A 15251-nucleotide genomic window follows, 5' to 3' on the forward strand; every position below is an offset into this window, starting at 1 on the left:
CGCTTGTGCCGCTGGTGATGATGTTACTGGCGGCCGTTATTTTTCTCCCTGAAGCAGGATGGTTTGCGCCGGTATCAATGACGCAGCCGCGAATTCATTAGCCTCTCTGCGGTCTCCGCGCTCTTCTTTCAAACGCCATAAAAGGCCTTTCTCTCTCCCGGCTCAGCGTGGCTGTTCAGTTTAACTCACTTATTCATCTATAGTTTTTATCAAGATACAAGCGCGTCTGTCTGCGATTCCGGGCTGCCGCACGGTGAGGGCTGGCGACCCTCTCGCCAAATTCCATCTGCGCCCTCTCTCTCACCCCCGGAAAAAAGCGGAAAGAAGGAGGCAGGGCGAGAATCGCTGTGGAAGAGTGGCGTCATTTTGAGCAAAGGGGATTTTTTGATGTTGAATGCATGGCATTTGCCCGTCGCGCCGTTTGTGAAACAGAACCAGGATCAATTAGTTATTAGCCTTTGGCTAACCGGTACCTCGCTGCCGGAGCGGGTGACGCTGCGGACGGAAATCGATAACGAAGAGACGCCGGTGGTGATGCATCGCGCGCGCAAACCAACAGCCGATGGTGTGACTGTCTGGCGTGCCGCGATTGATGTGACGAGCGGGCAGCCGCGTCGTCGCTACAGCTTTAAGCTGCTATGGGAAAACCGCCAGCTCTGGTTTACCCCGCAGGGCTTTAGCCACTTTCCACCCGCGCGGCTTGAGCTGTTCGCCATTGATGTGCCGGACAGCGGGCCGCAATGGGTGGCGGATCAGGTGTTCTACCAGATTTTCCCGGATCGCTTTGCCCGCAGCCTGCCGCGCGGCGAAGATCAAGACAAAATCTATCATCACGATGCGGCCGGGCAGCCGATCGTCATGCGTGAATGGGACGATCCACTGACTGGCGAAGCGGGCGGTTCGACCTTTTATGGCGGCGATCTTGACGGCATCAGCGAGAAACTACCGTACCTGAAAAAGCTCGGCGTCACCGCGCTGTACCTTAACCCGGTATTTGTCGCCCCCAGCGTACATAAATATGACACCGAAGATTATCGCCATGTTGACCCGCAGTTTGGCGGTGATGAGGCGTTGCTGCGCCTGCGGCACAACACGCGCGAAGCAGGCATGAAGCTGATTCTGGATGGCGTCTTTAATCACACCGGTGATTCCCACGCCTGGTTCGACCGGCACAACCGTGCAACGGGCGGAGCCTGTCACAACCCGGACTCACGCTGGCGTAGCTGGTTCAGTTTTGATGAGAACGGCCACGCCCGCGACTGGCTGGGCTATGCGAGCCTGCCGAAACTCGATTACCAGTCGCCCGCGTTAGTTGATGAAATTTATCAGGGCGAAGAGAGCGTGGTGCGCCACTGGCTGAAAGCGCCGTGGCAGATGGATGGCTGGCGGCTGGATGTGGTGCATATGCTGGGCGAAGATGGCGGGGCGCGTAACAATTTGCGCCATGTCACGGGCATTACACAGGCGGCGAAAGAGACTCAGCAGCAGGCGTATGTCTTTGGCGAACATTTTGGCGATGCACGCCAGTGGTTGCAGGCAGATGCTGAAGACGCGGCAATGAACTATCGCGGTTTTACCCTGCCGGTGTGGGCTTTTCTGGCGAAGACCGATCTCTCTTATGATCCGCAAAAAATCGATGCGCAAACCTGTGCGGCATGGATGGATAACTACCGCGCGGGGCTGTCGCATCAGCAGCAATTACGCATGTTTAACCAGCTCGACAGCCACGATACGCCGCGCTTTAAAACCGTGCTCGGCAATGACATTGCGCGCTTACCGTTGGCGGTGGTCTGGCTGTTTAGCTGGCCGGGTACGCCGTGCATTTATTACGGCGACGAAGTGGGGCTGGATGGCGCTAACGATCCGTTTTGCCGCAAGCCGTTCCCGTGGGACAAAAAGCGCCAGGATGGCAAACTGCTGGCGCTTTATCAGCGTATGGCGAAGTTGCGTTCACGTTCACAAGCGTTGCGCTACGGCGGCTGTCTGGTGATTTACGCGCACGACAATGTGCTGGTATTTTTGCGCGTTTACCGTCAGCAACGGGTTATGGTCGCCATTAACCGCGGAGAAGCCTGTGAAGTTGTGCTGGAGGATTCACCGCTGTTACGGGGGAAAAGCTGGCGGCTTCAGGAAGGTACAGGTACGCTACAGGATGATGTGCTGACGCTTTCAGCCATTAGCGCATCTGTCTGGTCCGCCGCCTGAATCGCCACGCGAAAAGGGGCGGGCATTACGTCTCCCCTTTAGCGAAGGCGATAGTACATGGATGGTCTTTTACTCTTTGGCGTGGTGGTGCTGTTTCTGGCACTGGTGGTGGTGCCCATTGTGGCTATCACCGCCTGGCGGCGCAGCATTGCCACCCAGAATGAACTGCAACAACTGCGTCAGCGGCTGAGCATACTGGAACGGCAGTTTTCGGCGACGCCGGAAAGCCGTGAACCAACGCCAGTGGCGGCGGCTGAAATTGCGCATCCCATTGAACCGGTTGAAATCCCTCAACCCGTTACGCCGGTAGAAAACCCGTGGGGGCGAAAAGTCGAACCGACCGCGCCAGCGGAAAACCCGTGGGGACGCAAAACCGAAACACCTGCGCCGGTTATGTCCGCGCCTGCTATTGACGAACCTGCCGTAACGACAAAAACGCCGGAAACCGCATCGTGGGGAATGGTAACGTCGCTGGTGCGCTGGTTTATGCAGGGCAACCCGCTGGCAAAACTGGGCGTTATCCTGCTGTTTATCGGCCTCTCCTTCCTGCTGCGCTACACCGTGGAATATGCGTTGTTCCCGCTGGAACTGCGGCTGGCCGCTGTCGCGCTGGTGGCGATTGTGCTGCTCGGGCTTGGCTGGCGGCTGCGACATAAACAGACGGTCTTTGCCCTGATACTGCAAGGCGGCGCGGTTGGCGCACTCTATCTCACCGTCTTTGGCGCGTTTCGCTTATGGCAGATGCTGCCGATGACGCTGGCCTTTGTGCTGTTAATTGTTATCTGTACGGCGAGCGTTGGCCTGGCGGTACTGCAAAAAGCGCTGAGCCTGGCGTTGCTGGCAAGCCTTGGCGGCTATCTCGCGCCGATCCTGCTCTCTACCGGCGGCGGCAGCCATGTCGCGTTGTTCTCGTTTTACCTGCTGCTGTCGGTGGGCATTCTCGCCATCAGTATCTGGCAGCACTGGCGCGAATTGAACCTGCTCGGCATGGTCTTCACTTTCGGCGTTGCCGGGCTGTGGGGAATGGATAATTATCGCCCGGAATTCTACCTCAGTTGCCAGCTGTTCCTGATGGCTAACATTCTCATCTTCGGTGTACTCAGCGTGGCGCTTTCGCTGCGCGCACAGCGCCGGGGCGAGCGCATTATTGATGGCGTTTTACTCTTTGCCCCGCCGCTGGCAGGTTTTGGCATGCAGTACGCCATCACGCAACACTGGCATTATGGCCCGGCATTTAGCGCACTGGGCTTTGGTCTTTTCTACCTGGCGCTGGCGGTGCTGGCACTTAAACGCTTCCCGGCGACCGCAAAACCGCTGGTACTGGCGGCGCTGGCGCTCGGCGGCGCGTTTGCCACGCTCGCCATTCCGCTGGCGCTGTCGGCGCGCTGGACGGCGATGGCATGGGCGCTGGAAGGGCTGGGGATTTTGTGGCTCGGCGCGCAGCAAAATCTGCGCCGCATGAGCTACAGCGGCAGCGCCTTACTGCTGCTGGCGTTGTGCAGCGCGCTGTGGGCGGCGGCGGACGGCATTAACGCCGTGTCGACGTTGCTGATCTTCGCCGTGCTCAGCGCATGCTGGCTGGCAGCCTCCTGGTTGTGGCGTGGTCTGCGGCGAGAGGGAAGCTGGCTATTGCTGGTGGGCGGCATCGTGTTTTGGGTCGTTGCGCTCGGCGGGGCGTCTCAGGCTGCGCTGCCAACCTCTGTCGACAACGGGTTTGGCGTGCTGACATTGCTGGCGCTTTCCGTATGGTTATGGCGTGCGGGCAGCTTGCGCTGGTCGTGGCCGGAACTGGGTTACGCCCGCTGGCTGTTATGGCCAGGAATGGCAGTCATGCTGGTCTGGCAGATTATGACCCAAGGGCATCTGCTGGCAGCGGGCTGGCCGAATCTGGCCTGGTGTGTTGCGCTGCCTGCCGCGTTCCTGCTGCTTTATCGCGAGAAAGAAACGATACCCGCGCGGGTGTCGCAGGGGCTGCATATCGCGTTGTTATGGATGTTGCTACTGGCGGCAGGTACTGAGCTGTGGTGGTTCGTCGATGGGCTGGCGTGGGGGAACGAACCCTGGCAGCTCGGGCTGCCCATGGCGGCGGGTGGTGTGGTGATTGCGTTGGCACTGGCGGCTATTCGCCGTCAGTTCTGGCCGTGGCGCGTCTGGCCCGCGCTGTATGGCGCGCTGGGATTATTACCGCTGGTTCCTGTGCTGCTGTGTTTGCTGGTGTATGCCAATCTGAGCGACGGGGTGGTGATGGGCATGACCTATCTGCCAATTATTAACCCGCTGGAAGAGGGAGCGGCGTTTGCACTGCTCGGCGTCTGGCTGTACAGCCGCTTTGCCGAAGCGCACTATCCGGCCATTGCACCGCAACTCTGGCGTGCGCGCCCGTGGGTGCTGGCGGCGCTTGGTTTCTGGTGGCTAAACGGTGTGTTACTGCGCCTGCTGGCTTATTACGGCGACGTGGCTTGGGAGAGTGAAAGCCTGTGGCAGTCGCGATTGATTCAGACCAGCTTTGCGCTGTACTGGATGCTGATCGCGCTGGTGGTGATGATCCGCGCCACCCGTCAGCATACGCGCCAGCAGTGGTTGTGCGGCAGTGTGTTGCTGGGCGTGGTGCTGCTCAAATTAATGCTGGTTGACAGCGCCGGCGGCGGTGGGCTTTCGCGAGCAATTGCCTTTATTGGCGTGGCGGTTCTGGTGCTGATTGTGGGGTATTTTTCACCCCTGCCGCCAAAAGCCGTGCGGGAAGAGGACAAGGGAGAAGAGTAATGAAAAAGTGGCATGGATTACTACTGGCCGCACTGGTGACAACTGCAGGCGCGGCGATAAGCAGTGAAGCTGTTCCGGATTCACCGCAGGATTACGCGTTTGGCGCGACACTCGATCTACCGCAACCGGCATCCTGGTATCGCGTCGATCCGCCGCAGGAAACTTACGCGCAGAGCGTCTGGCCGGATCTGCGTGATGTGCGGGTGTTTAACCACGATGGCGAGCGTGTGCCGTTTACGCTGGAAACACAGCGTGCCACCGCGCGTGCGCCAGAGCCTGTTGCGCTGCGCGTGTTCCCGCTGGATACGTCGCCAGTTGACACTGGCACAGAAGGGCAGAATGTGGTGCGTTTGCACTCCTCCTCCGGCGTCGATATTCGTATTGAAGGCGAGCCCGACGAGGTGGTCGGGCAGAGCTATTTGCTGGCGTTCCCGGAAAATACGCCGGAAAACTTCACTCTCGCGCAACTGAAACTGGCCTGGTCGGAGCCCGTAAAAAACTGGCGTGGCAAAGTGACGCTCTTTTTCAGCAGCGATATGCGCAACTGGACGACATTGCAGCAAGACATACCGGTGATGGAGCTGGCGAGCGGCAGCGATCGGTTGACGCTCGATCAGATTAACCTCGACCAGCCGATGCCTGCCGATGGTGTACGTTATTTGCTGATGGTGTTTGATACTCCGAACCTGCCAGTGACGATTACGCAGGTCACCGCGCGGCCTGGTAGTGAGCCAACACCGCTGGAACAGGTGGAAATGGCAGGCCGCGAACAACGGATTTCCCCAACCGAAGCGCAGTATCAGTGGACGCAACCGCAGCCATTAAGCGCGCTATCGGTGAGGCTTGCTGAAGAGGGCGTGTTGCCGGTGGCGATTGACTGGCGTAGCAGCGCCAATGGCGAGTGGAAACCGTTAAGTAAAACGGTGCTGTGGGCGCTTAATGGGCGTGTTTCCGCGCCGCTCAGCCTGCCAGGAGATGTCGTGCAGGCGGTGCGCATCACCACGCTTGATGCCCGTTTACCCGAAGCATTGCCGCAGGTGACCGGCAGCCGCGACCGACAATCGCTGGTCTTTAATGCGCAGGGCAAGGGCCCGTTTATGCTGGCGTGGGGTAACCGTGCAGCGGCGCCTGCTGCGGTGACAATGGAAGGCCTGATCCCGGAAGCGTTGCGTAAACAGCTCGATCTTACGGCGATACCGGAAGTGCAGGTGCAGGATCGGGTGGCGCTTGGCGGCGAGGAACGGCTAACGGCAACATCACCAGCAGATCGCCAGCAGACGTGGAAAGCTTTGCTGGTGTGGGGTGTCTTACTGTTGGGGGTTGCGGTGCTGGTATGGATGGCTCTGCGTATCTGGCGTGAAGTAAAGACACGCGAATAGCGATCCGCTTGTTAAGGGGGGGTATTGGTTTCGCCCCTGAACGCTGTGCCGGAACTTAACAAGCAGCCGCGGCCCATAGGGCTGGTTTGCTATCCAAAGACAATAAGGCCGACCCAAACTTGTTGACGACGACGCCCACCGGGCGTTGTTTTCAGCTTTCCATAAAAAAGGCCCGCAGTGCGGGCCTTTATCAATGCAGCTAATTACAGGCTGGAGACGTTTTCGCTCAGGTATTTTGCCACGCCGTCCGGAGAGGCGTTCATCCCTTCTTTACCTTTTTCCCACTGAGCCGGGCACACTTCGCCGTGCTCTTCGTGGAACTGCAGCGCGTCAACCATGCGCAGCATTTCATCGATGTTACGGCCCAGCGGCAGGTCATTGACGACCTGGTGGCGCACGATGCCGTTTTTGTCGATCAGGAAAGAACCACGCAGGGCAACGCCCGCGTCCGGATGCTCGATACCGTAAGCCTGCTGAATTTCACGTTTGATGTCAGCGACCATCGCGTATTTCACCGCGCCGATACCGCCTTTCTCAACCGGCGTGTTACGCCATGCGTTGTGAACAAACTCGGAGTCGAAAGAGACACCAACCACTTCCACACCGCGGCTTTTGAACTCTTCGTAACGTTTGTCAAAAGCGATCAGTTCAGACGGGCAAACGAAGGTGAAGTCCATCGGCCAGAAGAACAGCACGGTCGCTTTACCGTTGGTGTGCTGTTTGAAGTTGAAATTTTCAACAATTTCACCGCTGCCCAGAACGGCTGCGGCAGTAAAATCCGGTGCCTGACGAGTAACCAGTACCATATGTACTCCTGTGATTTACAAGGTTAATAGAACGCAACGCGGGCCAGTATAGGGAGAGGGGTAGGGTAGCTCAAAGCGCCACTGACAATCGCTGGTATAGGTTTTATCTATCGATTGCTTCTGCAATAACGCTTTCCAAAATAGCGTAATGCCCACACAGTGCAAGCGTTAAAGCTGTTGATCTTTGGCCTGCGCCATCATGCGCGGATAGAACGCCCAGAATTGCGACTCCAGTGCGGCGTAGTTGGCGTCCAGATCCTGCCAGGAGTCACGCAGTGCGTCCAGCCGCGGGCGACGGTTCGCCATGCCGTTAAGCACATTCTGGATAAAGGCCATCTCGCGGTAGCGCTCCAGCCAGCGCTCTGACCAAAGGTAATTGTTCAAATTAACAAATCGCGGCGGAGAATCAGGCAGGATCGTCGCCACCTGCGCACGGGCGTAGCGAACAAAATCCTCCAGCGGGAAATCCGGCGAGATTTGCGCCCAGTGGCGGGAGAGGAAGTGATCCCACATCACATCCAGCGTGATCGGCGCAACCCGGCGGGTTTCCGGGCGGAACCACTCGCGGGCGGTTTTGACTTCCGGCAGGTTGTCGGTCATGACGTCGATACGGCGATGCATCTGGATCCCGTCAACGATCTCCATCGGGTAGAGGTCTTGTGGGTTGCCGCGAACAAAATCCGCCAGCAGGTTGCCGGGCAGGGAACTGTCGGCAAGATGGGCTAAGTGCAGGTGTGCTAAAAAATTCATGCTTATTGTTTGTCCAAAAGCGGCTAACGGTTGCAGCGAAGGGGCGTGGGCACTAGACTACCCGCCTCTTAAATATGTATCGAGTTAGTGTCATGCGCGTTGCCGATTTTTCCTTTGAATTGCCCGAATCCCTGATTGCCCACTATCCGCAGCCTGAGCGCAGCAGTTGCCGCTTGCTGTCGCTGGATGGCCCAACAGGCGCGCTGACGCACGGTACTTTCACCGATTTGCTCGACAAGCTCAACCCCGGCGATCTGCTGGTGTTTAATAACACCCGCGTAATTCCTGCACGCCTGTTCGGCCGTAAAGCCAGCGGCGGCAAGATTGAGGTACTGGTTGAGCGTATGCTCGACGATAAACGTATTCTGGCACATATTCGCGCATCCAAAGCGCCGAAACCGGGCGCGGAACTGCTGCTGGGTGATGCGGAAGATATTCAGGCGACGATGGTGGCGCGCCATGACGCGCTGTTCGAAGTCGAGTTTCACGACGAACGCCCGGTGCTGGATATCCTTAACGCAATCGGCCATATGCCGCTGCCGCCCTATATTGACCGCCCGGATGAAGACGCGGACCGTGAACTCTACCAGACCGTGTACAGCGAGAAGCCTGGCGCGGTGGCCGCACCGACGGCAGGGTTGCATTTTGATGAACCGCTTCTGGAACGTCTGCGTAATAAAGGCATCGAGATGGCGTTTGTGACGCTGCATGTGGGGGCGGGAACTTTCCAGCCGGTGCGCGTAGACAGCATTGAAGACCACATTATGCATTCCGAATACGCCGAAGTGCCGCAGGAGGTTGTTGATGCGGTGCTGGCGGCAAAAGCGCGCGGTAATCGGGTTGTCGCCGTGGGAACCACGTCCGTGCGTTCGCTGGAAAGCGCCGCGCAGGCAGCAAAAAAAGATCTGATCGAGCCGTTCTTCGGCGATACGCAGATTTTCATTTATCCGGGTTACCAGTACCGGGTGATTGATGCGCTGGTCACCAACTTCCATTTGCCGGAATCGACGCTGATCATGCTGGTTTCCGCCTTCGCCGGGTATCAACACACCATGAATGCGTACCGCGCCGCAGTTGCAGAGAAATATCGCTTTTTTAGTTACGGGGATGCGATGTTTATCACGTACAATCCGCAAGCCATTTTAGAGCGTCCTTAACAACGCGATACGTACTGCGTGTACGCTCCGGTTGCTGCACGCTGTGCGTGTCCAATCTGGCTGCGCCAATACGCCTTGAGTGCGTATTGGTTAATTCGAAGTTGTGGAGTGATTCCGCAACGGGATAGTTATCATCAGACTGTTTCTCTGATGCTGGAGAAGAAATGAAATTTGAACTGGATACCACTGACGGACGCGCCCGCCGCGGTCGTCTGGTGTTTGATCGCGGCGTGGTTGAAACGCCCGCGTTTATGCCTGTAGGCACTTACGGCACCGTAAAAGGGATAACGCCGGAAGAAGTTGAAGCCACCGGCGCGCAGATTATCCTTGGCAACACCTTCCACCTGTGGCTGCGCCCGGGTCAGGAGATCATGAAGCTGCACGGCGATCTGCACGACTTTATGCAGTGGAAAGGCCCAATCCTTACCGATTCCGGCGGTTTCCAGGTGTTCAGCCTTGGCGACATCCGCAAGATCACCGAAGCGGGCGTGCACTTCCGTAACCCGATCAACGGCGATCCTATTTTCCTCGATCCCGAAAAATCGATGGAGATTCAGTACGATCTCGGTTCCGATATCGTGATGATCTTCGACGAATGTACGCCGTATCCGGCGGACTGGGATTACGCGAAACGCTCTATGGAGATGTCCCTGCGCTGGGCGAAACGCAGCCGTGAGCGTTTTGATGGGCTGGGTAACAAAAACGCGCTGTTCGGTATTATTCAGGGCAGCGTTTACGAAGATTTACGCGATATCTCGGTCAAAGGTCTGGTAGAGATTGGCTTTGATGGCTACGCTGTCGGCGGTCTGGCTGTGGGCGAGCCGAAAGAAGATATGCACCGTATTCTGGAGCATGTCTGCCCGCAAATCCCCGCAGACAAACCACGATACCTGATGGGCGTCGGTAAACCAGAAGATTTGGTTGAAGGCGTGCGACGCGGCATTGATATGTTTGACTGCGTGATGCCGACGCGCAACGCCCGTAACGGTCACCTGTTTGTGACCAATGGCGTGGTGAAAATCCGTAACGCGAAATATAAAAGCGATACCGGCCCGCTTGATAGCGAGTGTGATTGCTATACCTGTCGCAATTATTCTCTTGCTTACTTGCATCATCTCGACCGTTGCAACGAAATATTGGGCGCGCGTCTCAATACCATTCATAACCTGCGGTATTATCAGCGTTTAATGGCTGGTTTACGCAAGGCTATCGAAGAGGGTAAATTAGAGAGCTTCGTCGCGGATTTTTACCAGCGTCAGGGGCGGTCTGTACCACCTTTGAACGTTGATTAATTTAATAATGAGGGAATTTGAATGAGCTTTTTTATTTCTGATGCGGTAGCAGCAGCAGGCGCACCGGCAGCCCAAAGCCAGTGGACGTTGATTCCGATGTTGGTGGTGTTCGGTCTGATTTTTTACTTCATGATCCTGCGCCCGCAGCAAAAACGCACGAAAGAGCATAAAAAGCTGATGGACTCCATCGCCAAAGGTGATGAAGTGCTGACCAATGGTGGTCTGATCGGCCGCGTGACCAAAGTAGCAGACACTGGCTACATTGCTATCGCACTGAACGACACCACTGAAGTGGTAATCAAACGTGACTTCGTAGCTGCCGTTCTGCCGAAAGGCACGATGAAGGCGCTGTAATCTATTGTTTTCCCAAAGGGAACTGCCGTGTTAAACCGTTATCCTTTGTGGAAGTACATTATGCTGGTCGTCGTCATTATCGTCGGCCTGCTTTACGCACTTCCCAACCTGTATGGTGAGGATCCGGCTGTTCAGATCACTGGCGTGCGCGGTGTCGCCGCCAGTGAGCAAACGCTGATCCAGGTCCAGAACGATCTACAAAAAGAAAAAATCAACGCGAAGTCTGTGGCACTGGAAGAGGGCGCGATTCTTGCTCGCTTCGATTCTACTGATACGCAGCTGCGCGCCCGTGAAGTGCTGGTCAGCGCATTAGGCGATCAGTATGTTGTCGCGCTTAACCTTGCTCCGGCAACACCACGCTGGTTGACCGCCATTAAAGCCGAACCGATGAAACTCGGTCTCGATCTGCGCGGCGGTGTGCACTTCCTGATGGAAGTGGATATGCAAACAGCGCTCAGTAAACTGCAGGAACAAAACATGGACAGCCTGCGCAGCGATCTGCGCGACAAAGGCATTCCTTACACCACCGTGCGTAAGGAAGATAACTATGGCCTGAGTATTCAGTTCCGCGACAGCGCGGCGCGCGATCAGGCGAATGCTTACCTGACAGCCCGCCACCGCGATCTCGTTATCTCCAATCAGGGCGACAACGTACTGCGCGCCGTGATGAGCGATGCTCGTCTGAGCGAAGCCCGCGAATATGCCGTTCAGCAGAACATCAATATCCTGCGTAACCGTGTAAACCAACTGGGCGTGGCTGAGCCACTGGTACAGCGCCAGGGCGCTGACCGTATCGTGGTTGAGCTGCCGGGGATTCAGGATACCGCGCGTGCGAAAGAGATTCTGGGCGCCACTGCGACGCTGGAATTCCGCCTCGTTAACAGCAGTGTGGATGCTTCCGCCGCCGCCGCTGGCCGCGTACCGGGTGACTCCGAAGTGAAACAGACGCGCGAAGGTCAGCCCGTTGTGCTGTACAAACGCGTGATCCTGACCGGTGACCATATCACCGACTCCACGTCCAGCCAGGATGAGTACAACCAACCGCAGGTTAACATTTCACTGGATAGCGCGGGTGGCAACATCATGTCTAACTTCACTAAGGACAATATCGGTAAACCGATGGCGACCTTGTTTGTGGAGTACAAAGACAGCGGTAAAAAAGATGCCAACGGACGTGCGGTGCTGGTGAAACAGGAAGAGGTGATTAACATCGCCAATATCCAGTCTCGCCTCGGCAACAGCTTCCGTATTACCGGTATCAGCAACCCGAACGAAGCGCGCCAGCTCTCCCTACTGCTGCGTGCCGGTGCGCTGATTGCGCCGATTCAGATTGTTGAAGAACGCACCATTGGCCCAACGCTTGGTTCGCAGAACATCACGCAGGGTCTGGAAGCGTGCCTGGCAGGTCTGGTGGTTTCGATCATCTTTATGATCTTCTTCTATAAGAAGTTTGGTCTGATCGCCACGTCCGCGCTGATTGCCAACCTGGTGTTAATTGTCGGCATTATGTCTCTGTTGCCTGGCGCAACGCTGACGATGCCCGGGATTGCGGGTATCGTGTTAACCCTTGCGGTGGCGGTGGATGCTAACGTCTTGATAAACGAACGTATTAAAGAAGAGCTGAGCAATGGCCGTTCGGTGCAGCAGGCGATTCATGAAGGTTATCAGGGCGCGTTTTCATCCATTTTCGATGCGAACGTCACCACGTTGATCAAAGTGCTTATCCTTTACGCGGTAGGTACTGGTTCAATTAAAGGGTTTGCGATCACTACCGGTATCGGTGTGGCGACCTCAATGTTCACCGCTATTGTCGGTACCCGTGCCATCGTCAACCTGTTGTACGGCGGCAAACGCATTAACAAGCTGTCTATCTGAGGAGTGCGTTGTGGCACAGGATTATACTGTTGAACAATTGAACCACGGCCGTAAAGTCTGGGACTTTATGCGCTGGGACAACTGGGCTTTTATCATTTCCGGCGCGCTGCTGATCCTCTCCATCGTTGTGATGGGCGTTCGCGGCTTTAACTGGGGCCTGGATTTTACCGGTGGTACGGTTATCGAAATCTCGCTGGAAAAACCAGCGGATATGGATTTGATGCGTGACGCGCTGGAGAAAGCGGGCTTCCAGGAGCCGCTGCTGCAAAACTTCGGTAGCAGCCGCGACATCATGGTACGTATGCCGCCTGCTCAGGGCGAAACCGGTGGCCAGGTGCTGGGAAGTAAAGTCGTTAGCGTGATTAACGAAGCGACCAGCCAGAATGCCGCTGTAAAACGTATTGAGTTTGTCGGTCCGAGCGTGGGCGCTGATCTGGCGCAGACCGGTGGGATGGCGCTGCTGGTCGCGTTGATCAGTATTCTGGTTTATGTCGGTTTCCGCTTTGAGTGGCGTCTGGCGGCGGGCGTGGTTATCGCGCTGGCGCACGACGTTATTATCACGATGGGCGTACTCTCGCTGTTCCAGATTGAGATTGACCTGACCATCGTGGCGTCGCTGATGTCGGTAATTGGTTACTCGCTTAACGACAGCATCGTGGTATCTGACCGTATTCGTGAGAACTTCCGCAAGATCCGCCGCGGTACGCCATACGAGATCTTTAACATCTCTCTGACGCAAACATTGCACCGTACGTTGATCACGTCCGGTACGACGTTAGTCGTGATTTTGATGCTTTATCTCTTTGGCGGCGCGATGCTGAAGGGCTTCTCACTGACTATGCTTATCGGTGTTTCCATCGGTACGGCTTCGTCTATCTATGTCGCGTCTGCTCTGGCGCTGAAAATGGGGATGAAGCGCGAGCATTTACTGCAGCAGAAAGTGGAAAAAGAAGGGGCGGATCAGCCGTCTATTCTGCCGTAATCATTCGTTGCACAGAACAAACCGCAGCCATGTGCTGCGGTTTTTTTTATCTGTAGTATTTTTTCTATTTATAATAAAAGAGTGTTTATTTATTAAAGATATTAATCTGCTTTTTTTATTTTTATAAAATGTGAGCGCCTTTCCTTTATTCAATATTCATTCTGCATTGCCATTTTTTTTGTTAAAGTGCGAGAACTCGTAATGCTATGGCTGTGACCAGAGATTTGTAAGCGTGTTGAAACCTAAAAAAGTGTTGATTGCTGATGATCACCCTATTTATTTAATGGGGATGCGAACGTTGCTCGCACCACTTTCCGCGCAATACCTCATTATTGATGAAGCCAGGACCGCCGATGAAGTTGTGGCAAAGCTGGAGCAGCACGCAACCGATATTCTGATAACCGATCTCAGCATGCCCGGAGAACGATACAACGATGGTCTGGCGCTCATTCAATTATTAAAAAGACGCTGGCCAGATTTGCTGATAATTGTCGTTTCGATGATCAATAACCCCGGAATTCAGCACTCGTTACTCCGTCTCGGAGTGCACAGAGTATTAAATAAAGCCAGTTTGTCGACAAAGCTATTACAGACATTGCAAGCGCTCACCTCGCCTGCTATTTCCCCAAAAACGAATACGCCGCAATTGGACGCTGTAGCGCAACTTGAGGTGAGGCTAACGCCAAAAGAGAATGAGGTGCTGCGCCTGTTACTGCGCGGTATGACAGTGAACGATATCAGTACCCGGCTTAACAGGACGAAACAAACCGTCAGCGCACAGAAAAAAAGTGCCATGCGTAAACTGGGTGTCACCTCCGAGTACGAACTCTATCAATACTTACAGCAAATTGGATTAACAAGTTAACAACACGGAGTTTGTTATGCATGGAATGCAGACACTACTTGCGACGTACAGTGCTGAACAGCAGCGCACTCTCGCCCAACAGCTGCGTTTTTGCAGTGATTTAAATATCGCTACTGTGAATATAAGCGATGCGCATGATGCGCTTTCCCGTCACGTCTGGCACGCGCTACTGGTCGATTTAAGCGAGAATGCAAATTCAGGTGTTACGTTAGTTGAGAAGCTACTCGCAGCGGAACTGGCAGGAGAATTAACACTACCTCCGTTATTACTGGCCTGCACAGACGATGAACAGGCGGAAACAGAATCAATGCTGCGTCTGAAAGGTTTCGATCATATTTTGTATTTTCCTTTATCTGAAGCGCGCTTACGCTGCGTATCTCAATCGAGGGATATGGCACAACCGGAACTGCATGAATTACATAAGCTGGCGAATCATCAGCAGACAGTCATTGATGCAATGCTCCCTAAACTTTTGCAAGCGTTGGCCAGTGATATTCAACAACTCGAAATCATCGCGCGGGCTGGAACACTTCTTCAGATCGCCAGGCTTGCCCACCGAATGAAATCTTCCTGGTATCTTTTGGGAATGCGCCGGGCGATACGCTGCTGCATTGTGATGGAACAATTGCCGAAGTTGATTAATGAGGGAGTTATAAATCAAGGGAGTATTTCTAAAATGCGTCAGCGTTTTATTTCGCTCATGTTTAAAGATTATAAGCAACTGGTTTTATTATTTGGTTGATTTACTGTGAGTATGCTCGCGTCGAATTATTAATAGGTTTTACATATTGCATCGACCAGCAATTGCAAACGGGAAAAGCGA

12 protein-coding genes are annotated in these 15251 nt (G+C 55.2%); 10 read left to right on the forward strand and 2 right to left on the reverse strand.

Annotated elements, in window-relative coordinates; all coding sequences use genetic code 11:
• Positions 1–387 precede the first annotated feature (387 nt).
• From malZ to DFO56_RS15960, 3 genes are read left to right on the forward strand one after another with little or no spacing between them, the layout of a single operon-like run.
• Entirely contained in the window at positions 388–2205 is a 1818-nt protein-coding gene (gene malZ, locus DFO56_RS15950) for a maltodextrin glucosidase (protein WP_045509292.1), read from the forward strand.
• Positions 2206–2262: 57 nt separating this feature from the next.
• Positions 2263–4968: a DUF2339 domain-containing protein gene (locus DFO56_RS15955; RefSeq protein ID WP_045509288.1), complete on the forward strand. Its 2706-nt coding sequence runs from the start codon at positions 2263–2265 to the stop codon at positions 4966–4968.
• Positions 4968–6347 carry a DUF3999 family protein gene (locus DFO56_RS15960; RefSeq protein ID WP_045509285.1) on the forward strand — a complete coding sequence of 460 codons (1380 nt, stop codon included), beginning with the start codon at positions 4968–4970 and terminating at the stop codon, positions 6345–6347. Before DFO56_RS15955 ends, DFO56_RS15960 begins: the two co-directional genes overlap by 1 nt.
• 203 nt (positions 6348–6550) lie before the next feature.
• Here DFO56_RS15960 and DFO56_RS15965 read toward each other — a convergent pair whose 3' ends face one another.
• Positions 6551–7153, reverse strand: coding sequence for a peroxiredoxin C (locus tag DFO56_RS15965; protein ID WP_017458841.1), 603 nt, complete (start codon positions 7151–7153; stop codon positions 6551–6553).
• Positions 7154–7321: 168 nt separating this feature from the next.
• Complete coding sequence (gene acpH, locus DFO56_RS15970) at positions 7322–7903, reverse strand: ACP phosphodiesterase (RefSeq protein ID WP_045509283.1); 582 nt, start codon at positions 7901–7903, stop codon at positions 7322–7324.
• Positions 7904–7995: 92 nt separating this feature from the next.
• On the opposite strand from acpH, the gene queA reads away from it, so the two are divergent.
• The 7 genes from queA to DFO56_RS16005 all read left to right on the forward strand — a co-directional run bounded on the left by queA (position 7996) and on the right by DFO56_RS16005 (position 15170).
• On the forward strand, positions 7996–9060 hold the full coding sequence (gene queA / locus DFO56_RS15975; RefSeq protein ID WP_045509280.1) for a tRNA preQ1(34) S-adenosylmethionine ribosyltransferase-isomerase QueA: 1065 nt from the start codon (positions 7996–7998) through the stop codon (positions 9058–9060).
• A gap of 164 nt (positions 9061–9224) precedes the next feature.
• Positions 9225–10352: a tRNA guanosine(34) transglycosylase Tgt gene (tgt, locus tag DFO56_RS15980; protein ID WP_045509277.1), complete on the forward strand. Its 1128-nt coding sequence runs from the start codon at positions 9225–9227 to the stop codon at positions 10350–10352.
• 21 nt (positions 10353–10373) lie between these two features.
• A complete protein-coding gene (yajC, locus tag DFO56_RS15985; protein WP_020456740.1) occupies positions 10374–10706 on the forward strand; it encodes a preprotein translocase subunit YajC in 333 nt (110 codons plus the stop codon).
• Positions 10707–10733: 27 nt separating this feature from the next.
• Positions 10734–12581, forward strand: a complete 1848-nt coding sequence (gene secD, locus DFO56_RS15990; RefSeq protein ID WP_071925261.1) for a protein translocase subunit SecD — start codon at positions 10734–10736, stop codon at positions 12579–12581.
• 10 nt (positions 12582–12591) lie between these two features.
• Positions 12592–13563 (forward strand): protein translocase subunit SecF, encoded by a 972-nt coding sequence (gene secF, locus DFO56_RS15995; protein WP_020456742.1) that lies wholly within the window; start codon positions 12592–12594, stop codon positions 13561–13563.
• A 232-nt stretch (positions 13564–13795) separates the two neighbouring features.
• Positions 13796–14428 (forward strand): response regulator, encoded by a 633-nt coding sequence (locus DFO56_RS16000; protein WP_045509274.1) that lies wholly within the window; start codon positions 13796–13798, stop codon positions 14426–14428.
• Positions 14429–14444: 16 nt separating this feature from the next.
• The gene (locus tag DFO56_RS16005; protein WP_045509271.1) at positions 14445–15170 is read left to right on the forward strand and encodes an Hpt domain-containing protein; all 726 of its coding nucleotides are present in this window, start codon (positions 14445–14447) and stop codon (positions 15168–15170) included.
• Positions 15171–15251 lie beyond the last annotated feature (81 nt).

The organism is Kosakonia sp. AG348 (genome assembly GCF_003337365.1).
GTDB lineage: Bacteria > Pseudomonadota > Gammaproteobacteria > Enterobacterales > Enterobacteriaceae > Kosakonia.

Excerpts from the sequence above, each read along its gene's own strand:
- DFO56_RS16005 (WP_045509271.1), top strand. The coding sequence starts at position 14,445 with ATGCATGGAATGCAGACACTACTTGCGACGTACAGTGCTGAACAGCAG.
- DFO56_RS15965 (WP_017458841.1), bottom strand. The coding sequence starts at position 7,153 with ATGGTACTGGTTACTCGTCAGGCACCGGATTTTACTGCCGCAGCCGTT.
- DFO56_RS15955 (WP_045509288.1), top strand. The coding sequence starts at position 2,263 with ATGGATGGTCTTTTACTCTTTGGCGTGGTGGTGCTGTTTCTGGCACTG.
- DFO56_RS15960 (WP_045509285.1), top strand. The coding sequence starts at position 4,968 with ATGAAAAAGTGGCATGGATTACTACTGGCCGCACTGGTGACAACTGCA.
- queA (WP_045509280.1), top strand. The coding sequence starts at position 7,996 with ATGCGCGTTGCCGATTTTTCCTTTGAATTGCCCGAATCCCTGATTGCC.
- malZ (WP_045509292.1), top strand. The coding sequence starts at position 388 with ATGTTGAATGCATGGCATTTGCCCGTCGCGCCGTTTGTGAAACAGAAC.
- tgt (WP_045509277.1), top strand. The coding sequence starts at position 9,225 with ATGAAATTTGAACTGGATACCACTGACGGACGCGCCCGCCGCGGTCGT.
- yajC (WP_020456740.1), top strand. The coding sequence starts at position 10,374 with ATGAGCTTTTTTATTTCTGATGCGGTAGCAGCAGCAGGCGCACCGGCA.
- acpH (WP_045509283.1), bottom strand. The coding sequence starts at position 7,903 with ATGAATTTTTTAGCACACCTGCACTTAGCCCATCTTGCCGACAGTTCC.